This window comes from Pseudomonas sp. FSL W5-0203, from assembly GCF_001896155.1.
GTDB lineage: Bacteria > Pseudomonadota > Gammaproteobacteria > Pseudomonadales > Pseudomonadaceae > Aquipseudomonas > Aquipseudomonas paracarnis.
On the sequence record NZ_MPOR01000019.1, the window covers coordinates 94,080 to 113,817 of the forward strand.

Genomic DNA, 19,738 nt, shown 5'->3' on the forward strand with positions numbered 1-19,738 from the left:
TGCAAAATTGTCATCTGAGCGCCAGAGCGTCGTTAGCTTCGGGCGCACCAAAATCGTTCATGCACGCGTTGGGGGAGCGCTATCAGGTATGCTTTTCAGGCTGAAACAAAAAGAAACATATTAGCCAACCTGCTCGATAAGGAGTCCCGTCTTGGAGTTATCGACTGCCGCGTGGATGGTTCACGACACCCGCCTCATGCTCTGCGTGCTGTTGGCGATCGCCAGCATCATTGTGCTGATCAGCGCGACCAAACTGCCGCCCTTCCTGTCGATTTTGATCGGCACCTTTATCGCCGGGGTCGGCGCCGGCCTGCCGCCGGAAGAAGTGGCAAAGGCGTTCAGTAAAGGCGCCGGGGCGATTCTCGGCGAAGCCGGGATCATCATTGCCCTGGGTGCGATGCTCGGCGCGCTGATGGCCGAATCCGGCGCGGCCGACCGTATTGCCACCACGTTGCTCGGGCTGGGCAAAGGCAAGTCATTGCCCTGGGTGATGGCGTTGGTTGCCATGGTGATCGGCCTGCCGCTGTTCTTCGAAGTGGGCCTGGTGATGATGGTGCCGATCATCTTTGTGATGGCCAAGCGTTCAAACCAGCCATTGCTGAAAATCGCCATCCCTGCGCTGGCGGGCATGACCACCCTGCATGCCTTGATGCCGCCGCATCCGGGGCCGCTAATCGCCGTGGGCGCATTGCACGCCGACCTGGGCCTGACCATGTTGCTGGGCTTTTGCCTGGCGGTGCCGGCCGTGATCCTGGCAGGGCCGCTGTATGGCAATTGGCTGTCCAAGCGCCTGCACATGGATGAACCGGCGGATATCGGCGCCTTGTTCAGCGCACCGCCCAAGGCCCCGCGCCAGCCGAGCTTCGGTGTGTCATTGCTGATCATTCTGTTGCCGGTGATCCTGATGCTCGGCAGCACCTTGGCCAAAGTCGCGTTGGCGCCGGAAAGCACCCTCGCCCTGACCTTGAAATTCCTCGGTGAACCGCTGGTCGCCCTCGGCCTGGCCGTAATCGCCGCGGTCGTCTGCCTGGGTTGGGCGGCGGGCATGCCACGCGCCGACGTCGGCAACACCCTGCGCAAAGCCCTGGCGCCTATCGCCGTACTGCTGCTGACCATCGGCGCCGGCGGCGGCCTCAAGCAAACCCTGCTGGACGCCGGCGTCAGCCAGACCATCAGCAAAGTCGCCGAAGGCGCGCACATGCCCTACTTGCTGCTGGCCTGGCTGATTGCCGTGGCCCTGCGCCAGGCCACCGGTTCGGCCACCGTGGCCACCACCACGACCGCCGGCATCCTCGCGCCGATGATGGCCGGGTTGGCGGCGACTCAAAGCTCATTGGTCGCCCTGGCCATCGGCGCCGGCTCGGTGTTCTTCTGCCACGTCAACGACGCCGGATTCTGGATGGTGCGTGAGTACTTTGGCTTGCAGTTGAAGCAGACGATCTGGGTGTGGTCGGTGCTGCAGACGATTGTTTCGGTGGTTGGGTTGGCGGGTACCTTGTTGCTCTGGCACTTCCTGACCTGACCCTCAGGCGGCCAAGGTGTGGCGCTTGCCAAACAGCGCCACACTCGCTACCCCAACCGCCCCCATCACTACGCAATACCCCACGCAGATCCACGGGCTGGTTGGCATCAGCGCGATCAACAACAACGGTGTAGTACTTGCCCAGAGTGCGTAGGCAATGTTGTAGGTGAAGGAAATGCCCGACACCCGCACCTGCGCCGGAAACAGCCCGACCATCACCGACGGCACCGCGCCCACCACGCCGCAACTCAGGCCCGCCACGGCATACGCCGCGCCGAGCCACACGCCGCCGGCGATCAGGCTAGCGTACAGCAGCGCAATGCCCACCGGCAGCAACAGGCTGTAGACCAATACCGCGCGCCACGCGCCGATGCGGTCCACCAGCAGGCCAGCGAGGACGCAGCCGATATTCAGGAAGACGATGCCCAGGGCACTCAGAGCGAAGGTGTGGCTGGGGCTCATGCCGAAGGTCTTCTGCATCATGGTCGGGGTGATGACCACCAGCACCACCACGGCAGACGTCAGCACGCAGGTGAGGATCATCGCCGGCAGCAGCACGGCGCGATGGTCGCGCAGCACGGTGCGCAAGGGCATTTCGGCAGCGGCCTGGCGACGCGCCTGCATCTCCAGGAATACCGGGGTTTCACTGAGCCAGCGGCGCAGCCATACGCCGATCACGCCGAATACGCCGCCGAGCAGGAAGGGGAAGCGCCAGGCGTAGTCGAGGATTTCGGCGGGGCTGAAGACTTGCGCGAGCAAGGTGGCGGTCAGCGCCCCCAGCAGGTAACCGAAGGTCAGGCCGGCCTGCAAAAAACCCAAGGCATAGCCACGATGGTGACGCGGCGCGTGCTCGGCGACGAAGGTCCAGGCGCTGGGCACTTCGCCGCCCACCGCTGCGCCTTGCAGCACGCGCAGCGCCAGCAGGATCAGCGGGGCGAAATAGCCGATTTGCGCATAGGTCGGCATGACGCCGATCAGCAGGCAGGGCAAGGCCATCATGAGAATGCTCAGGCTGAAGACGCGCTTGCGTCCCAGGTGGTCTGCAAAGTGCGCCATCAGGATGCCGCCCAGTGGACGGGCGAGGTAACCGGTGACGAAGATGCCAAAGCTTTGCAGCAGGCGCAGCCACTCGGGCATTTCTGGGGGGAAGAACAGTTGGCTGAGGGTCAGCGCAAAGAACACGAAGATAATGAAGTCGTAGATTTCCAGGGCTCCACCCAAGGCGGCCAGGCCCAGGGTTTTGTAGTCGGAGCGGGAAAAACGCTGCGCCCGTGGGGAAAAGGTGGCAGTCATGTGCAGGCTCGGCAGACAAACAAAATGGCGTGCAGGTTATGAGCTGAGCCCATCGATGGCAATCGCGGCGGATATATTTGTTTTCCTCATTGATCGTTGAAGATAACTACATTCCCAAATCAATGGCCGTAGAGGAACATGCCGTAAAACTGCCAAACCCCATAATAACTACAAGAGGAAAGACTCGTGGCCGATGCTATCGAAGACAGCCGCTATGCCCGATTTGCCCTGCGTTGCTCCAACTTCGCCGAGAGCTGGTTTCCTGACTCCTGGGTGTTTGCCGCCCTTGCCGTGATCATCGTCGCCGTGGCGACCCTGGGCATGGGCGCCGCACCGGCCGAAGCGGCCAAGGCATTTGGCGATGGGTTCTGGAGCCTGATCCCGTTCACCATGCAGATGGCCTTTGTGGTGATCGGCGGTTACGTGGTCGCCAGTTCACCGCCGGCAGTGAAGTTGATCGACCGCCTGGCACGTATTCCCAAGAATGGCCGTTCGGCCGTGGCCTGGGTGGCGTTGATTTCCATGGTGGCTTCATTGCTTAACTGGGGCCTGTCCCTGGTGTTCGGCGGTTTGTTGGTAAGGGCATTGGCCCGACGCACGGACTTGCGCATGGACTACCGCGCCGCTGGCGCGGCGGCGTACCTTGGCCTGGGGGCCGTATGGGCGCTAGGGCTGTCGTCGTCGGCCGCGCAGTTGCAGGCCAACCCGGCCAGCTTGCCGCCGTCGATCCTGTCGATCACTGGGATGATCCCGTTCACCGAGACCATTTTTTTGTGGCAATCCGGCGTGCTGTTGCTGGCGCTGATCGTAGTGTCGCTGATCATCGCCTACGCCACCGCGCCTGGCCCCAACAGCGCCCGGGATGCCAAGGCCTGCGGCATTGACCCGGCCTTCAACCTGCCCAAGCCGCAGGCGCCGACGCGCCCCGGTGAATGGCTGGAACACAGCCCGTTGCTGACGATTCTGCTGGCGTTGCTGGCGGCCGGCTGGCTGTTCCATGAGTTCTCGACCAAGCCGGCGATCAGCGCCATCTCGGGGCTCAATACCTATAACTTCCTGTTCATCATGGTGGGCGCGCTGCTGCACTGGCGCCCACGCAGCTTCCTCGATGCCGTGGCCCGTGCGGTGCCGACCACCACCGGCGTGCTGATCCAGTTCCCGCTGTACGGTTCGATCGCCGCACTGATGACCGTGGTCAAGGGCGGCGACGGCCAGACCCTGGCGCACCATATCTCGACGTTCTTCACCTCCATCGCCTCCCACGACACCTACGCCCTGCTGATGGGCGTGTATTCGGCGGTGCTGGGTTTCTTCATCCCCTCGGGCGGCGGCAAGTGGATCATCGAAGCGCCGTACGTGATGCAAGTGGCCAATGACCTGCAATACCACCTGGGCTGGGCGGTGCAGATCTACAACGCCGCCGAGGCGCTGCCGAACTTGATCAACCCGTTTTATATGTTGCCGTTGCTGGGTGTGCTGGGGCTGAAGGCGCGGGATTTGATCGGGTTTTCGTTTGTGCAGTTGCTGGTGCATACGCCGCTGGTGTTGTTTTTGCTGTGGGCGTTGGGGACGACGCTGAAGTATTTGCCGCCTGTGATGCCTTAAAAGGGGTCGGTGCGGGCTTGCTCGAGAATGCGGAGTGTCAGTCAGCGGATTCATTAACTGATCCATCGCATTCGCGAGCAAGCCCGCTCCCACAGTTTGTTTTGTAGCGCTCTTAAACCTGTCTTTGTTCCGTCACATTCCGTTGCTACCGTCCTGCGAAATATCTTGCAACATCTCGCCAAGGACTCCCCCGCAATGAGTGATGAGCACGAAGACCTTCCCTCCTCCGATTCCGCCATCCAACCGACGGTAGACACCAGCCGCCGGCGCTTCCTCGGCGGTGCGGCGGTGTTGGGCGTGGGTGCGACTTTGAGTGCCTGCGGCAATACCAGCGAAGCACCGAGCCCACCCGTGACCCGGCCGCTCACGCCTCAGGAGTTGGATAAGGCATTGCGCGAGCAGGTGAAGACCGTGGTGGTGATCTACGCCGAGAACCGCAGCTTCAACAACCTGTTTGCAGATTTCCCCGGGGTGGAGCAACCGCTGTCGGCGTTAACCGCCAAGGACTTCCAGCAGCGCGACCGCGATGGCAGCGTATTGCCTGCCCTGCCACCGAGCTGGGGCGGTGTGTTGCAGGTCGGCCCGCAAACGGTGGACGGGGTGACTTACCCCAGTGAAGTGCAATTTCAGCAAAACCTGCCCAACGCACCCTTCGCCCTCAAAGGCCCGCAGGGCGAAGACCTGCCATTGAGCCTGGTGACCCGCGACCTGTGGCACGTGTTCTACCAGAACCAGATGCAGATCAACGGCGGCAAGAATGATGGTTTTGTCGCCTGGGGTGATTCCGGTGGGCTGGTGATGGGCCATTACGCCCAGAGCCGTTATGCCCTGCGCCTGTGGGACGTGGCCAAGGAGTTTGTGCTGTGCGATAACTTCTTCCAGGGCGCGTTTGGTGGTTCGTTCCTTAACCACCAGTACCTGATCAGCGCCACCGCGCCGTTTTATCCCAATGCCGCGCAGTCGGTGGCCAAAGCGCAGATCGCCACGCTGCAAAGCGATGACCCTCGCGGCACACGCCTCAAACCCTTGGACACGTCACCGGCCAGCGCCATGACCGGCCCGCCGCAATTCGGCCCCAGCGCACTGACACCCGATGGTTACGGGGTAAACACCCTGGCCCCGCCCTACTGGCCCACCTGGATCCGCGACCCGCAGAACCCGGATTATTCCAAGCCCGACCTGCCCAATGTGCTGGTGCCGCAAACCCACGAGCATATTGGCGACAAGCTGTCGAAGAAGAACATCGACTGGGCCTGGTACGCCGGTGCGTGGCAAGCCACCCTGGAGCAGTTCAAGGACTCCGGCGGCATCCCCAAGATTCCGAATTTCCAGTACCACCACCAGCCGTTCAATTACTTCAAACAGCAAGGGCCGCAAAACCCCGCAGAACGTGCCAAGCGCTTGCGCGACGGTGGCTTGGGCGATGAGTCGAGCACCAACCGGTTCTTCGCCGACGCCCAGTCCGGCAAGCTGCCCGCCGTGAGCTTCTACAAACCCCAGGGCAACCTGAACATGCACGCCGGTTATGCCGACGTGGCCTCGGGCGACCGCCATATCGCCCGCGCCTTGAAGGTGCTGCAAGAAAGCCCGCAGTGGAAAAACATGGTGGTGGTGGTGACCGTGGATGAAAACGGCGGCTGGTGGGACCACGTGGCGCCGCCCCTGGGTGACCGCTGGGGCCCAGGCTCGCGGGTGCCGGCGCTGGTGGTGTCGCCGTTTGCCCGCAAAGGCACGGTGGACCATACGGTGTACGACACGGCATCGATCCTGCGTTTGATCACCCGGGTGTTCCAATTGGAGACCCTGGACGGCCTCAAGCAGCGTGATGACGCGATGATCGCGCGCGGCCAGAAGCCCATGGGCGATCTGAGCAATGCTCTGCAGTTCAGCCTGTAGGGGCTTATCCAATAACGACATGCCGGGCGATTTAACACGCGATTTTCCTGGTCAGCCGCTACTGTGTGCAGGTGGGCTTCCATCCCGCGCAGACGGGCTTCGCTGACAAGGAGTTGACTATGTTTAAACCGACCAGGCTGTCCTTCACCTTCGCCGCACTACTGGCGAGTGCGGTCGTACAGGCCGACATCGAGGTGCCACTGGGCAGCACGCAGCGCGTCACCCAGTTGTTCGCGTACCCCAATAACTGCAACGTGATCTGCTTTCGGCCATGGTCACTGGAGCAGACCGCCGAACACTATTTGAACCAGAGCCTGCAACGTGATGGTTACAGCCGGGCCAAGGTCAGTGTGAAGACCCACGACGGTCAGGTCATGGCGACCTTCAGCGGCGTGCCAGACGGTTACGGCCAGCCACTGACCACGCTGCTCAATACCGCCGACCTGGCTTACCAAGGTGCGCGCCAGCTCAACAGCGATGGCAAATGGGCCTACAACTGGTACCTGTTCCTGCCGTTAGGCATGGCCTTGGAAAACCGCAAAAGCATTGAGCTGTTGCACTTCCCTCCGGATTACTCGCTGACCCAGGCTCAGGATTACCTGGAATCGGCCACCACCGACCGCTGGGCCACCTTGTTAAGCGAAAATGGCGTACCGGCCACGGAAACGCCGGCGTACCAGACCATCATCGATATCGCGCCCATCGCTGCACCGTCCAATGCCGGCAAAGACCTGGAAACCGTCTACGGGTATTTCACCGACTACCAGACCCGCATGGTCAAGGAGCTGAGCCTGCGCCCTGGCGGCGCATTGCCGATGGTGGCCTTCGGCGCGCCGGTGCGTAGCTGGATCCAGCAACAATACGGGCAAACCGTGGGCGTGCTGAGCCTGGCGCAGATCAGCCCGGAGCCTGGCAAAACCGTCTCGGTATTGGGCGCCAACCACCCCAGCTACATTTGGTATGCCGCCAGCCCCGACAGCTATGACGGTGACGAGCAAAAAGCCGACGACGCCGGCTTGAAAGTGATGGGCCAGGACTTGAGCGCCGCCTGCTGGCAAGCCGGCATGGGCCAGAAGCCCGCCAGCGATGCAAATGTATTGCTCAAGGCCTGCCAGAACACGTGGCAGGTCACTCGCAAGGAGCAGACGTGTGAGTTGTTCTACACCTCGGTGCGCCACCTGACACCCGAGCAGGCCAACGCCAAGTGCGCCACAGCGCCCATCAAGGCGCAGTTGAAACAGCTGAGAAATGCCGCCCCCACCGTCACGGCCCCTGCGCTTTAAGGTGAATAAACCGTTTCTACTGTCAACTTTGACAGTAGAAATCGGATCCCACTTCGGCGAATCTTGGGCCGCGCCCATTTGCTGCAAGACTGGCCGCCAGGTCCGCAGGTCCATGCAGCCCCGTTCAGGAGAGTAATGAAAACTCGAGCCATGGATAAGGCTAAAGCGGCTGTGAATGACGGCCTCTATCCCTTTGAAACGCTGCAGGTGGAACAGGGTTACCCCTCGACCGCACAATTCAAGGTCGTGCGATACCCTAATGGCAAGAGGGGTGGAATCAAAGCGCGCATCGACTTTGACAGTCGAGTACGCATCGCCCTGGTTTCAGGCTACGCAGTCAGCGAGCGCCGCTCGCATACGCTGCAACTGTCGTCGCGTATCCACTTGTACGATAGCTGGTTCTGCGGCCTGATACGGCACTCCTGCAAGCCGAACGTGCTTCTGGACACCACGTACATGGAACTATGGACCCTGAACACCATTACCGCAGGCAGCCTGCTGACCCTGGATTACGCCATAACCGAAGACGCGCTGTACCGGCAGTTCGCTTGCCATTGCGGCGAGCTGAACTGCCGGGGTTGGATCACCGGCAGCAAAGAGCCGTTGAACGCCCAAGGCCTGGCCTGGTGGCACGAAAACAAACGGCTCTAGGCTTCGCCCAACGGACGCAGGCGGTATTGCGGCGGCAGTTGCTCAAAGCCACTGATGGTGGTGTTCAAACTCTTCCAACGGCCGTCCTTGATGCCATAGATGCAGCCATGGATCGACAGGCTCTGCCCACGGTGCCAGGCATTTTGCACAATGCTGGTGTGGCCGACGTTGGCCACCTGCTGGATCACGTTGAGTTCGCACATGCGGTCCACGCGCTCTTCTTCGGTCGGCAACTGGGCCAGCACATCGCGGTTTTCGTAGTAAAGGTCGCGAATGGTGCGCAGCCAGCCATCGATCAAGCCGAACTGACGGTCCTGCATCGACGCACGCACGCCACCACAGCCGTAGTGGCCAGTGACGAGGATGTGTTTGACCTTGAGCACGTCCACCGCGTACTGGATCACCGACAGGCAGTTGAGGTCAGTGTGCAGCACCACGTTGGCGACGTTGCGGTGCACGAACAGGTCACCAGGCAACATGCCGACGATCTCGTTGGCCGGTACACGGGCATCGGAACAGCCGATCCACAGGTATTCCGGGGTCTGCTGGCGGGCGAGCTTGGCGAAGAATTCGGGATCTTCCTGTTTGATCGCATCCGCCCAGCGTTCGTTGTTATCAAGCAGGTCTTGTAGTTCGTTCATCAGGGAAGCCTCAGGAATGATGCGCAGGTTTGTGACTGACAAGCCCTCGTCCGGGTCACGCCAGGCGCTAATTAGCTTGAATTTTTTGGCTGCCATGCCTGTCCACACACTATAAGCCCCACAGTATGAGGATTGGCCATGACTGAATCACGACGTCCCTACGGCGCAACACAGCCGGAACCGATCGATGACAACGAAGACCGCATGGGTGAGATGCGCGAGCTGGATTTTGACGAGCAGGACCAGACTGCGGAAATCGGCGACGAGTTGCCGCGCCGTGAGCGCGACCATCTGATGCCCGACGAACGGGTGCGCGAAGCCGGGCTGACCGGCGCTTCGACGGATGATCATGAATCCACCGATGACGATATGAGCCCGGAAACGTTGATCCGGGAGGATGGCGCCAGGGATGCGCAGGAGGAAGGCGAAGACAATGCCGCCGACTATGACTTGAGCGTCGTGAGAGAAAATGACATTGGCGGCGGGAGTGGGCTGGATGAGGCGGAACTGGCTGATCTGGACCCACTGAACGGCAAGCGTTGACCCTATGTGAGCTGGCTTGCCTGCGATGGTATCACTGCGGTGTTACTTGAAAACCGGGTGTCTGTCATCGCGGGCAAGCCCGGCTCCTACAGAGGCTCTGCACATAGGGGGCTGTGTATTTAATCAACCAGGGTGCAGGCCATCACGACTGCATCTTCGCGGCCACCCACAGCGGGGTAGTAATCCCGGCGACGGCCGATCTCGTTGAAGCCATAACGCTCATACAGGCGAAACGCGCCGGTATTGCTGTCCCGCACTTCGAGGAAGCATTCTCGCGCATTGGCGGCATAGGCGCGCGACATCAAATGCTCCAGCAGCGCCAGGCCCAAACCACGGCCCTGGTTTTCCGGTTTCACGGTAATGTTCAGCAGGTGCGCTTCATCGAGGATGATCTGCACCACCCCATGCCCCACTTGCTGCTCGCCTTCGAACATCAGCCAGATCTGGTACTTGCCCAGCCCGTCGAGAAAAATCCCGCGGGTCCAGGGGTGGCTGAACGCCGCGTATTCGATTTTCAGCACGGCGTCGAGGTCAGCCTCGGTCATCGGGCGAAAGGATAAAGCCTCACTCATCAGTTGTTTTCCAGCGCGCCATCAGCCGGCGCATGGCTTGCCAGACATCAGCCTTACGCTGTGGCTCTTCCATTAATAATTCCAGGCCCGGCAGCGCCCACACCGACCCCAGGCCTTCAACCTGCAGCTCGCGGTACCAGGCCTCGGCGTTGGCTTCACCGGCAAACCGCACGGCGGGCAGGCCAATCAGCCACAGGCACACGCAGGGCTCGTCTTCCAGGCGTGCCGAGACAAACCCCTGGACGAAATCTCGTGCGGCCTCCGGGCCCTGGTCCATGGTGCCGCGCACCAGCAGCGGCCAGCGCACCGGCTCACCGACGATTTGCGGGCTGTCGGGCAGGCCGGCGGCGCGCAGCATGTCCTTGAGCAACAGGTAGGCCGGGTCGCGGGACTGGAAACGCTCGCCGGTCGGCAGTTCCACCAGCAACAGGCAACGCCCGGCCCGCAGCAATTGCAGGGCAAAGCGTGGCGGCGGCACCACTGGCGCCTTGGCCACCGGCGCAGCCTCCTCCACCACCTTGGCAGCCTTGGTCGCCGGCGCAGGGCGCGGCACTTCGATCTTGGCCCGCTCGACCGCCGGGCGCGTCTCTGGGGTGGGTTTGACCACCGCCACGGGCGCGGCCGCCTCTTCTCCCGACGACTCGAACGCCTCGTAGGGCTCAAGCGCCTGCAACAACTCGGGCCGCGATGGTGCGGCAAACGGCAGTTCGGTGCGGGGCAGCCAGTTGACCACCTGCATGGCGGTCAAGTAAGCGCGACGTCGGGACTCGATAAGCACAGCTCGGCCACTTGTGGATAAGTAAAGAGCGGGGATTCTACCGCTGTTCGGCCACAATCGCCCACTGCGCACTGACCGGCTGTGGATAAATCCCGCGCCTGATGCAGTACAATCGCGACTTTTAATCGCCAACCAGCCGGCCATTCCCATGATCGAACCCAAGCGCGTCCTGCGCGCCCTCGCCGAACACTGGGCCTTACTTGAGCCTCTGTGCGAACACTTCGACCAAGGCACCCTGAGCCTGGGCGAGCTGCGCGCGCAATTGGCCGCCCAACAACTGGACAGCACGCCCCAGGACATCACCAGCCTGCTGGACGTGTGGATTCGCCTGGATATCCTGGTGCCTGTCGCCAAGAGCCCGAACCGTTTCGAGCTCAACGCGCAGATCCACGACTTCCTCGCCTATCTTCGCAAGGAGCACCGGCTTGGCCTGTGCCTGGAAATCGAAGCCTACCTGCGCCACCTGGAGCGCCTGGCCGGTTATATCCAGGACGCCTTCGACATCCGCGACGGCCATGACCTGGCTCGGCAACTGCGCCTGCTGGATATGCGCGTGCGCGACGTGCTGAAAAAACTTGCCAACGACGAACAGGCCCTCGCCGCCGTGGCTGACCGCGCCAAGACCAGCGACCGCCAGATTCCGTTGCGCCAGCGCTACGCCGAAGTACTGGCGACCTGGGACGAATACGTCGAGCCGATGATCCAGTTGGTGAACGCCGACGGCGCCTTCGAGCAAGGCGTGCGTAAGGTGGAAAACGTGCTGCTGCGCATGCTCACCGAGCAACAGCGTCTTGGCCACCTGGTGGACGACGACATGCTGCTGCGCACCCACGCACGCATTCTCGAAATGCAAACCAGCGCCCAGCTGACCTTGCGCCACGCACGGGAGTTGCTGCTGCCGCTGCGTGAAGAAGCACGCCGGCATAACGCCGTGACTCGCGGTGCGGCGCTGGCCCTGTCGGCGATTCGCCGCAAAGGCCTGGACGCGGTGCCGCAAGCGGCGATGCCGATGTTCACGCGGCCGCAAAGTACCTTCTTGGGCAGTGCCAGCCAGGTCGAAGCCTATGTGTACGCCTTGGCGAATTTCGAGCCGAAACCGGCGCGTTTCCCCAAGGCGCACAAGTCGCACAAAGGCGAAGCCCCGCGCGCACCGCGTACGGTCAAGGAAATGCTTGAACGCTGCGAAGACGCGTTGCCAATGCCGGACCTGATGACCTGGCTGCTGGAGCAGGAACCGGACGGCGCCACCGATGAATTGCTGTACTGGTTCTCGCGCCTGTCCCGGGAAAAACGCTTCAAGCGCGAGCGCCTGGAACGTCGCGATTACCACACCCACGAGCACCAGGTCAGCCTGCGCTCCTTCGCCCTGCTCCCGGCCGGCGTCGATGCCACCGAGAATTCTGCGAGCACGCCTTATGCATCTTGATCTATCCGAACTGTCCCAACTGGCGCCGATCTTTCGCGAGCTGTTCAAGGGTTACCACGTCAGCCGCCGCGACCCGGAGCTGTACGCGCAATTGTCGAACTTCCAGGACCAGTACCGCACGCTGTTCAAGGCGCTGGGCTTTGAGCTGGTATGCGATACCCGCGGTTTCTACTACTTCGTCCCGGACACCGCCGTGGCTGCCGCGCAGGTGAACAAAACCGCCCAGCGCCTGGCCTTGTTTACTTTCATCATCGTCGAACACCTGGCCGACCAAGGCCGCGACCCGGTTGCCGTGCTCGACGGCGGCAGCCTGGGCCGTGATGAATTGCCTTCGTTGCTGGAGAAATACCGTGACCTGTTTATCCAGGCCGAGGTGCAAACCCAGGAAGAACTCGAAGAAAAAATCATGCGCCGCATGACCCAACTGGGTTTTGCCAGCGAAGACAACGGTATCTACCGCTTCCTGCCGCCGATGCACCGCTTCCTGGATGTATGCCTGTCGGTGCAGCAAGACCGCGACCTCGCCGCCAGCGTGCACAGCGTACTGCCACTGCCAGCACCGGTGATTATCGACGAAGACAGCGATGAGAAACTGCTGAAGACCGATGACCCGCTGGATTTGAGCGCCTTCACTGAGGAAAGCGAAGAAGATGCCCTGGCCCGTGCCATTGCCGAAGAACAGGAGACCGACGCATGAGTAAGGAACGCTACGGCATCCGCCGCTTCGCCCTATTGAACACCGCCGGTTACAGCCTGGGGTTGTTCCCGCTGGAAGAGCCGCTGTCGGTGTACGGCGCCAACAACCTGGGTAAATCCGCCTCGATCAACGCCTTGCAGTTCCCGATCCTGGCACGTATGTCGGACATGAGCTTCGGCAAGTACACCCTGGAACAATCACGGCGCTTCTACTTTGCCACCGACACCAGCTACATCCTGGTAGAAGTCTCGCTGCCCCACGGCCCCCACGTCATCGGCGTGGTCGGCCGCGGCCCGGGCGGCGGCTTTGGTCACCAGTTCTTTGCCTACGCCGGCAAGCTGGACTTGGCCCACTACCAGAAAAACGACACCTGCCTGCGCCAGAAAGAGCTGTTCACCAACCTTGAGCGCGAGGGCCTCAAAGCCTACGAACTCAAGCCTGATGAGCTGCGGCGCTTGCTGGTAGGCGGGCATACGTCGATCCCGCTGGACCTGACCCTGATTCCGCTGCGCTCCACCAGCGAGCAGAGCCTGAAGACGTTCCGCGCGCTGTTTATCAACCTGCTACACATGCGCGAAATCACCGCGGCCAAGCTCAAGCAACTGTTCCTTGATGCCTTCGAACACAGCCTGCGTTCGGGCAGTGTCGATTACATCGCAGCCTGTGAAGAAGCCTTCCGCGATGTGCGACGCATGGAGCAGGACTACAACTCGCTGGTGGCAGCCGGCCCCTTGGTTGAAGCCTTGGCCAATGGCGTGAAACAGCGCGACGCCCTGCGCGGCAAACTGCATCGCCTGTCGCCACTGCTGGATTCATTGCTGGGCACTTGGTCGGACTACGCCAGTGCGCGCAAGGAAGAGCTGACCATCCAGGCCGAACACTACCGCAACGAGCAGGACGCGCTGCAAAACGACCAGCGCGGCGGCACACAGGAGCTGATGCGCCTGGAGCGGGAAATCAGTGGCATCCAGCGTTGGTTGGGCGAGTTGTCGGTGCTCAAGCACCGCTTTGCCCTGGTGGATGACGTCAAGATGCTGGAGCAGCAATTGCTCGCCGCCAAGGATGCCCACGATGAACTGGCGGGCGCCTTGGCGCAGTCGCGGCAGTTCAGCGCCGAGGACCTGGACGAGCGCCTGCGCGACCTGGAAAAGCGCTTGAAGTCGGTCAAGCAGCAGCTCGATCACGCGGACAACAACAGCTACGCCAAGCTGCGCGAAGAGTTCTCGCAGCAGGATGTCGAGCGCCTGATGCGCCTGTTCAACAGCTCGTTGTTCAGCCTGCCGCTGGGCGAACATGGCATCACGCTGGACGAGGACGGCCAGTGGGTCAAATCCCTGGAGCAGATCCTCGATGGCTTCAAGGGCGAGCGTTTTGAAGTGCCGGGGCTGTCCATCGATATCTCGCACATCGAGCCGCCGGCACTGCAAGCCCTGGCGGACCGCGCCGCGTTGCGTGACCAGAAAGAACGTCTGGAAAAAGAACTCAAGCAACTGAAAACCCAGCAGGCCGTGGCGTCCGACCGCGCTGCAAGCAAGACCCAGACCGAAGCGCTGTACCAGCAGGTGCTGGACGCCCAGAAGGCCCTGGAAGACTTCCGCCGCACCCAGACCCTGAGTGCCGAGGAAGGCGAGAAGCTCGAACAACTGGCGCAGATGGAAGCCGCCCAGGACGAGCTGAAGCGCTCCAGCGATGCGTTCACCGAGCGCGTGCAGCAACTGTCGGCCAAGCTGCAACTGGTCGGCCGCCAGATCGGTGACATGGAAGCCAAGCAACGCACGCTGGATGACGCGTTGCGCCGTCGTCAGCTCTTGCCGGCGGGCCTGCCGTTCGGCACGCCATTCATGGACCCGGTCGACGACTCCATGGACAACCTGCTGCCGCTGCTCAATGACTATCAGGACAGTTGGCAGGGCTTGCTGCGCGCCGATGGCCAGATCGAAGCGCTGTACGCCCAGGTGCGTCTCAAGGGCGTGGCCAAGTTCGACAGCGAAGATGACATGGAGCGTCGCCTGCAGCTGCTGATCAACGCTTATGCGCACCGCACCGATGAGGCGTTGACGCTTGGTAAGGCACGTCGTGCGGCGGTCACCGATATCGCCCGTACCCTGCGCAATATCCGCAGCGACTACGACAGCCTTGAACACCAGTTGGCGTTGTTCAACCGCGAGATCAACAAACGCCAGGTGTCCAACCTGCAGAGCTTTCGCATCGTGCTGGCGCCGAACAAGGAAGCCCTCAAGCATATCGACCAGATCATCCACAGTGCCGGTCAGTATGAAGAAGGCGAGACCCTCTCGGTGTTCGACCTCAGCCAGAGCGCCGAACAGGACAACAAGAACGAAGAAGCCAAGGAATACCTGGCTCGCCTGGTAGCCGCCAACCATAACCAGTTGGGCCTCAAGGACTTGTTCGAATTGGCGTTCGAGATCACCAAGGTCAACGGCCAGCCGGTGATCCATACCGACATCGACGGCGCTGCGTCCAACGGCACCACCATGACCATCAAGGCGCTGACCAACATGTACCTGTTGCTGCACTTGATGGACCGCGACCAGGCCGGTCGCGTACGGTTGCCGTACTACCTCGATGAAGCGGCAGACATCGATGAGAAGAACCAGGCCGCCTTGCTGGAAACCAGCCTGCAATTGGGCTTTGTACCGATCCTGGCCAGTGTGAAGCCGCAGGTGTCCGCCCAGGTGGCGATTGACCTGGAAGGCGGCAGCGGGCCGAACGGGATCTACATCGATGAGGCGGACTGGAAGTACATCCGTCGCCATGATGTGGTGAAGGCGACGATGAATGTACAGGCGGACGAGCCGGAGCTGGATGAAGTCTGACGGGTTGTACTGAAGGCAAAAAGGCCGCGATCCTTTGGATCGCGGCCTTTTTTTCGGTTTGGGATTTGCGGTGTGTTTGTGGGCCTCATCGCGGGCAAGCCCGGCTCCCACAGGGATATGCATTTTCAGCAAGTATGCATTCCAACTATGGGAGCCGGGCTTGCCCGCGATAGCCGCGCCTCGGTTTATTTACCGAGTGGAATCTTAGGCGCCCAGGTCAGCCACTCATCCTCAAACTTGTCGAACAACGGGAACGTCTGCTGCGGCCGTGCCGGGTTACCCATGCGCTCGCCATCCGGGGTGGCAAAGGCGATCCCGCCGGCCACCAGCGTTTCCAGGGACTCGGTACGCACGGTCGCGCCCTTGAACAAGCCGAAGTCGAGGCCAAAGCCGCTGGTGTTCCAGAAGCGGCTGCCACTGCGTACCAGCGGCGCGTACTTGGGTTCGATCAGGATGTGCACCAGCACGCGGTCAGCGGTCTGGCCCAACTCGTAGCCGGTGACTTTACCCACCGTCACTTCACGGTAGGTGACCGGTACCCCTTCCTTCAGCGAACCACGGCGGGCAGCGCTGAGTGTGAGGCTCAGGCCAGCCTCCTGATGCACCGCTTCGGGCGGCTGGGCCAGGGCGACAAAACTCTTTTGCGGGCCGGCATTTTTCGCGGCCGGTTGCACTTCGATGTATTGGCCGGTGACCAGGGTCTCCAGGTTAGCCGTCTTCATCAGGCCCAGTTCCGGCTTGACCACCCAGAACTGACTGCCCGTACGCGCAATGCGGTCCGCGACCTGAGTGATACGCGCCTTGAGCAGCACCGACTGCATGTCGGCACTGAGGTCGACACTTTCGATCTTGCCGACATCCAACCCCTTGAAGCGCACCGGTGTGCCGGCGCTCAGGCCGTCGGCGCGGTCGACTTTGATGGTCACCAGAGTGCCGTGCTGGTTGGCAGCATCACGGTCGGCATACAGGCGAAAGCGCGGGATGCGATGTTTCAATGGCACATTCGGTTCCGGCGTTTCGAAGGCGATACCACCCGCCATCAGGCTGGCCAGGGACTCGCTTTTGACCTGGATGCCGCCGGTGAGGCCGCCCGTAAGGGTGACGCCGCTGGCATTCCAGAAGCGCGTCGAGCCGTTGACCAGGCTTTCGTATTCCTTCTCGATATGAACGCCGATCACCAGCTGTTTTTTCTTGCGTGAAAACTGGTAGCTCTGCACCGAACCGACTTTGACCTGTTTGTACAGAATCGGGCTGCCGACATCCAACGAGCCCAGGCTGTCGGTGAGCAGCACCATGTGCAGCCCCGGGGAACGCAGGTCCAAAGGCGGGGCCTTGGCGCGGGCTACGTATTCGCGTTGTGGCGGGGTGCCTTTGTCGCCTGGGCGAATCGCGATGTAGTTGCCCTTGACCAAGGCCTCCAGGCCAGTGATGCCTGCCAGGGAGATGGACGGCTTGACCACCCAGAATTGCGTGTCTTCGACCAGGTAATCTTCAGCCAATGGATCGAGGGTCAGCTCGGCGCTGGCGCTGGACAGGTCCGGATCGATCTTCAGGGTTTTCAGGCTGCCGACCTGGATGCCTTTGTACATGACCGGCGTACGCCCGGCCTGCAGGCCTTCAAAGTCAGTGAGCTTGACCTTGACCTTGATCCCCGCTGCGGCGGCATCGAAATCTTCGTATAGGCGGAAAGGCAGGCTCGGGTCGGTGGGCGGGCTGTCTTTGCGGTTTTCAGGAGTGGCGAAGGCGATACCTCCGGCGACAATGCTGGAGAGGGATTCGCTGCGCACTTTCAAGCCGGAAAGGTTGGCGTCGATACTGATGCCGCTGGCATTCCAGAAACGCGTGTGTTTGCGCACCAGGTTGGCGTAGGTCGGCTCGATATAGACCTTGATCTCGACGGTGCTCTGGTCTTCAGACAGCAGGTAGCTTTTAACCTGGCCGACCTGAATCTGCTTGTAGAACACCGGGCTGCCACGGTTCAGCGAGCCCAGGCGATCGGCCTTGAGGGTCAGGTGCAAGCCGGGCTTGGCGTCGGATAACGGCGGTTCTTCGGAGAGCGCCTTGAACTTGCGCGTGGGCTCGCCGTCACCGGGGCTGGCGGCGATGTAGTTACCTGAAACCAGGGTTTCCAAGCCGGTGATGCCGGCAAGGCTGACGCTGGGCTTGACCAACCAGAAGCGGGTGTTGGTCTTCAGGTACTGCTCAACGTCCTTGTTCATCTCGATGGTGGCGATCACCCCGCGATTGCTGCCCTCGTCATCCAGGGCCAGGGTTTTGACCTTGCCCACGGTCATACCTTTGTAGACCACTTCGGTCTTGTTGATCTGAATGCCTTCACCGCTCTCAAAGCGAACTTGAATCTCGATACCTTGCTGGGAATAGGCACGCCACCCCAGCCAGCCACCGATGATCAGGGCAATCAGGGGCAACACCCAAATGGCCGACCAGTTAGAGGCTGGGCGGGTTTTAGCTTTAGGCAAATCACTCATGGTCGTCGTCCGACTCCGTGTTATCCCAAATCAGTCGGGGATCGAAAGTTACTGCGGCAAGCATCGTCAAGATCACCACACTGGCGAACGCCGCAGCGCCGAGGTTGGCCTCGACACTGGCGAGTCGCCCAAAGTTAACGACCGCCACCAGGATGGCGATCACGAAAATATCCAGCATGGACCAACGCCCAATGAATTCGATAAAGCGATACATCACAATGCGTTGTTGCGCGGACAGTGGCTGGTGACGCTGCACCGAGAACAGCAGCAAGCCAATGCCGACCAACTTGAAGGTCGGTACCAGGATACTGGCGATGAACACCACGGCAGCGATAGGAAACATCCCGTGCTGCACCAATTGGATGACACCCGACATGATGGTGCTGGGGTCGCCTTGCCCGAGGGAGCTGACCGTCATGATGGGTAACAGGTTAGCGGGGATATACAGGATTGCGGCGGTGATCAACAGTGCCCAGGTGCGTGTAAGGCTATTAGGGCGACGGGCATGGATCAACGCGCCGCAACGGGTGCAGAGTTGCTCATCGGTATCCGCTTCCTGCTTGTTCAACTCATGGCATTCGGTACAAATCAGAATGCCTGCATCAATCGCCCGCATGGTCATCCTCTCCTGACAGCGCTTGCCAGATCTGATGAGGTGACATCACCACCTCAAGCAGAACTTGGACTATTAATAAACTGACGAAGCAGACCAGACCCAGGCCAATGGTGATGGAGGCCATATCGGCGAGCTTTACGATCGCCACCAGCACACCCATCAAGTAGACCTCCAACATCCCCCAATCCTTCATGTGGTGGTAGATGCGGTATAGCAGCAGCCCGTAGTTGCGACCGATGTTCCAGCGAATGCTGAGCAGCACTGCCAATTGGCACAGGAGCTTAAGCAAGGGGATGCCCATGCTGCACAGGAACACTACGGCGGCAACGCCTTGCATACCGGTATCGAACAGGCCGACCACGCCGCTCCACACGGTGTCCTCCGAGGACTGCCCGAGTAGATTGAGCTGCATGATGGGCAAAAAGTTCGCGGGGATGTACAGCAGCAGGGCTGCCAGTACCAAGGCGAGGCTGCGCTCGACCACATTGTGCCGATGAGCGTATAGCTCGTAACCACAACGTGGGCATTGGGCTTTTTCGCCGAGGGCGAGCGTTGGTTTGCGCATCAGCAAGTCGCACTCATGGCATGCCACCAGATCGTCTAGCGGTAAATCCGATACCTCGTGGGCATCAACCGGATCGGGCATAGATAGGGCTCTGACTCTAAAAATGGTTAGGTGGCTATTCTAGTGGTGTCGCTCAGAAATAACTGTGCAAATTTGTCGGGACAGTCAGGTCGGAGTTTGGGCTGACATGTGTACGAGGGACAAGGCGGACACTTTTCGAGCGCGCAAAACAAAACCCCAACTGCTTTCGCAATTGGGGTTTCGGAATTTAATCTTGACGATGACCTACTCTCACATGGGGAAACCCCACACTACCATCGGCGA

The 19,738-nt window shown here is 61.1% G+C and carries 16 protein-coding genes; 9 read left to right on the forward strand and 7 right to left on the reverse strand.

Annotated features, from left to right (window positions below; all coding sequences use genetic code 11):
* The first annotated feature begins 151 nt into the window (after window positions 1–151).
* On the forward strand, window positions 152–1,522 hold the full coding sequence (locus BOP96_RS17785) for a GntT/GntP/DsdX family permease (protein ID WP_073453493.1): 1,371 nt from the start codon (window positions 152–154) through the stop codon (window positions 1,520–1,522).
* A gap of 3 nt (window positions 1,523–1,525) precedes the next feature.
* On the opposite strand, the gene BOP96_RS17790 is transcribed toward BOP96_RS17785, so the two are convergent.
* Window positions 1,526–2,815 (reverse strand): MFS transporter, encoded by a 1,290-nt coding sequence (locus tag BOP96_RS17790; protein WP_014716790.1) that lies wholly within the window; start codon window positions 2,813–2,815, stop codon window positions 1,526–1,528.
* A 186-nt stretch (window positions 2,816–3,001) separates the two neighbouring features.
* On the opposite strand from BOP96_RS17790, the gene BOP96_RS17795 reads away from it, so the two are divergent.
* From BOP96_RS17795 to BOP96_RS17810, 4 genes are all read left to right on the forward strand, one after another.
* A complete protein-coding gene (locus tag BOP96_RS17795) occupies window positions 3,002–4,420 on the forward strand; it encodes a short-chain fatty acid transporter (RefSeq protein ID WP_073453495.1) in 1,419 nt (472 codons plus the stop codon).
* Window positions 4,421–4,615: 195 nt separating this feature from the next.
* Window positions 4,616–6,316 (forward strand): acid phosphatase, encoded by a 1,701-nt coding sequence (gene acpA / locus BOP96_RS17800; protein ID WP_073453497.1) that lies wholly within the window; start codon window positions 4,616–4,618, stop codon window positions 6,314–6,316.
* Between the two features lie 119 nt (window positions 6,317–6,435).
* Window positions 6,436–7,599, forward strand: a complete 1,164-nt coding sequence (locus BOP96_RS17805; protein WP_073453499.1) for a hypothetical protein — start codon at window positions 6,436–6,438, stop codon at window positions 7,597–7,599.
* 135 nt (window positions 7,600–7,734) lie between these two features.
* Window positions 7,735–8,250, forward strand: a complete 516-nt coding sequence (locus tag BOP96_RS17810; protein ID WP_014716787.1) for a hypothetical protein — start codon at window positions 7,735–7,737, stop codon at window positions 8,248–8,250.
* On the opposite strand, the gene can is transcribed toward BOP96_RS17810, so the two are convergent.
* On the reverse strand, window positions 8,247–8,891 hold the full coding sequence (gene can / locus BOP96_RS17815; protein WP_003188288.1) for a carbonate dehydratase: 645 nt from the start codon (window positions 8,889–8,891) through the stop codon (window positions 8,247–8,249). The genes BOP96_RS17810 and can overlap by 4 nt on opposite strands.
* Window positions 8,892–9,029: 138 nt before the next feature.
* On the opposite strand from can, the gene BOP96_RS17820 reads away from it, so the two are divergent.
* Window positions 9,030–9,434, forward strand: a complete 405-nt coding sequence (locus BOP96_RS17820; protein ID WP_020301434.1) for a hypothetical protein — start codon at window positions 9,030–9,032, stop codon at window positions 9,432–9,434.
* A 119-nt stretch (window positions 9,435–9,553) separates the two neighbouring features.
* Here the strand turns inward: BOP96_RS17820 and rimI are convergent, their stop codons facing one another.
* Window positions 9,554–10,006: a ribosomal protein S18-alanine N-acetyltransferase gene (rimI, locus tag BOP96_RS17825; protein ID WP_003188286.1), complete on the reverse strand. Its 453-nt coding sequence runs from the start codon at window positions 10,004–10,006 to the stop codon at window positions 9,554–9,556.
* Window positions 9,999–10,745 carry a hypothetical protein gene (locus BOP96_RS17830; RefSeq protein WP_014716785.1) on the reverse strand — a complete coding sequence of 249 codons (747 nt, stop codon included), beginning with the start codon at window positions 10,743–10,745 and terminating at the stop codon, window positions 9,999–10,001. The genes rimI and BOP96_RS17830 overlap by 8 nt, the downstream gene beginning before the upstream one ends.
* A 187-nt stretch (window positions 10,746–10,932) precedes the next feature.
* Here BOP96_RS17830 and mksB point away from each other — a divergent pair, with 187 nt between their 5' ends.
* Genes mksB through mksF form a run of 3 tightly spaced genes read left to right on the forward strand, consistent with a single transcriptional unit; the run spans window position 10,933 to window position 15,744 of the window.
* Window positions 10,933–12,210 carry an Mks condensin complex protein MksB gene (mksB, locus tag BOP96_RS17835; protein ID WP_014716784.1) on the forward strand — a complete coding sequence of 426 codons (1,278 nt, stop codon included), beginning with the start codon at window positions 10,933–10,935 and terminating at the stop codon, window positions 12,208–12,210.
* Window positions 12,200–12,907, forward strand: a complete 708-nt coding sequence (gene mksE / locus BOP96_RS17840) for an Mks condensin complex protein MksE (RefSeq protein WP_014716783.1) — start codon at window positions 12,200–12,202, stop codon at window positions 12,905–12,907. The genes mksB and mksE overlap by 11 nt, the downstream gene beginning before the upstream one ends.
* Window positions 12,904–15,744, forward strand: a complete 2,841-nt coding sequence (gene mksF, locus BOP96_RS17845) for an Mks condensin complex protein MksF (protein WP_073453501.1) — start codon at window positions 12,904–12,906, stop codon at window positions 15,742–15,744. Before mksE ends, mksF begins: the two co-directional genes overlap by 4 nt.
* Before the next feature lie 185 nt (window positions 15,745–15,929).
* Here mksF and BOP96_RS17850 read toward each other — a convergent pair whose 3' ends face one another.
* Genes BOP96_RS17850 through BOP96_RS17860 form a run of 3 tightly spaced genes read right to left on the reverse strand, consistent with a single transcriptional unit; the run spans window position 15,930 to window position 19,495 of the window.
* Complete coding sequence (locus tag BOP96_RS17850; protein ID WP_019817032.1) at window positions 15,930–18,233, reverse strand: PqiB family protein; 2,304 nt, start codon at window positions 18,231–18,233, stop codon at window positions 15,930–15,932.
* Window positions 18,226–18,849 carry a paraquat-inducible protein A gene (locus BOP96_RS17855; protein WP_019817033.1) on the reverse strand — a complete coding sequence of 208 codons (624 nt, stop codon included), beginning with the start codon at window positions 18,847–18,849 and terminating at the stop codon, window positions 18,226–18,228. Before BOP96_RS17855 ends, BOP96_RS17850 begins: the two co-directional genes overlap by 8 nt.
* Window positions 18,836–19,495, reverse strand: coding sequence for a paraquat-inducible protein A (locus tag BOP96_RS17860; protein WP_019817034.1), 660 nt, complete (start codon window positions 19,493–19,495; stop codon window positions 18,836–18,838). Before BOP96_RS17860 ends, BOP96_RS17855 begins: the two co-directional genes overlap by 14 nt.
* Window positions 19,496–19,738: the final 243 nt, after the last annotated feature.

Coding starts and splice junctions, on each gene's coding strand:
- mksB (WP_014716784.1), top strand. CDS start 10,933: ATGATCGAACCCAAGCGCGTCCTGCGCGCCCTCGCCGAACACTGGGCC.
- BOP96_RS17820 (WP_020301434.1), top strand. CDS start 9,030: ATGACTGAATCACGACGTCCCTACGGCGCAACACAGCCGGAACCGATC.
- BOP96_RS17855 (WP_019817033.1), bottom strand. CDS start 18,849: ATGCGGGCGATTGATGCAGGCATTCTGATTTGTACCGAATGCCATGAG.
- BOP96_RS17860 (WP_019817034.1), bottom strand. CDS start 19,495: ATGCCCGATCCGGTTGATGCCCACGAGGTATCGGATTTACCGCTAGAC.
- mksF (WP_073453501.1), top strand. CDS start 12,904: ATGAGTAAGGAACGCTACGGCATCCGCCGCTTCGCCCTATTGAACACC.
- BOP96_RS17850 (WP_019817032.1), bottom strand. CDS start 18,233: ATGAGTGATTTGCCTAAAGCTAAAACCCGCCCAGCCTCTAACTGGTCG.
- BOP96_RS17810 (WP_014716787.1), top strand. CDS start 7,735: ATGAAAACTCGAGCCATGGATAAGGCTAAAGCGGCTGTGAATGACGGC.
- rimI (WP_003188286.1), bottom strand. CDS start 10,006: ATGAGTGAGGCTTTATCCTTTCGCCCGATGACCGAGGCTGACCTCGAC.
- BOP96_RS17830 (WP_014716785.1), bottom strand. CDS start 10,745: ATGCAGGTGGTCAACTGGCTGCCCCGCACCGAACTGCCGTTTGCCGCA.
- can (WP_003188288.1), bottom strand. CDS start 8,891: ATGAACGAACTACAAGACCTGCTTGATAACAACGAACGCTGGGCGGAT.
- BOP96_RS17805 (WP_073453499.1), top strand. CDS start 6,436: ATGTTTAAACCGACCAGGCTGTCCTTCACCTTCGCCGCACTACTGGCG.
- BOP96_RS17790 (WP_014716790.1), bottom strand. CDS start 2,815: ATGACTGCCACCTTTTCCCCACGGGCGCAGCGTTTTTCCCGCTCCGAC.
- acpA (WP_073453497.1), top strand. CDS start 4,616: ATGAGTGATGAGCACGAAGACCTTCCCTCCTCCGATTCCGCCATCCAA.
- mksE (WP_014716783.1), top strand. CDS start 12,200: ATGCATCTTGATCTATCCGAACTGTCCCAACTGGCGCCGATCTTTCGC.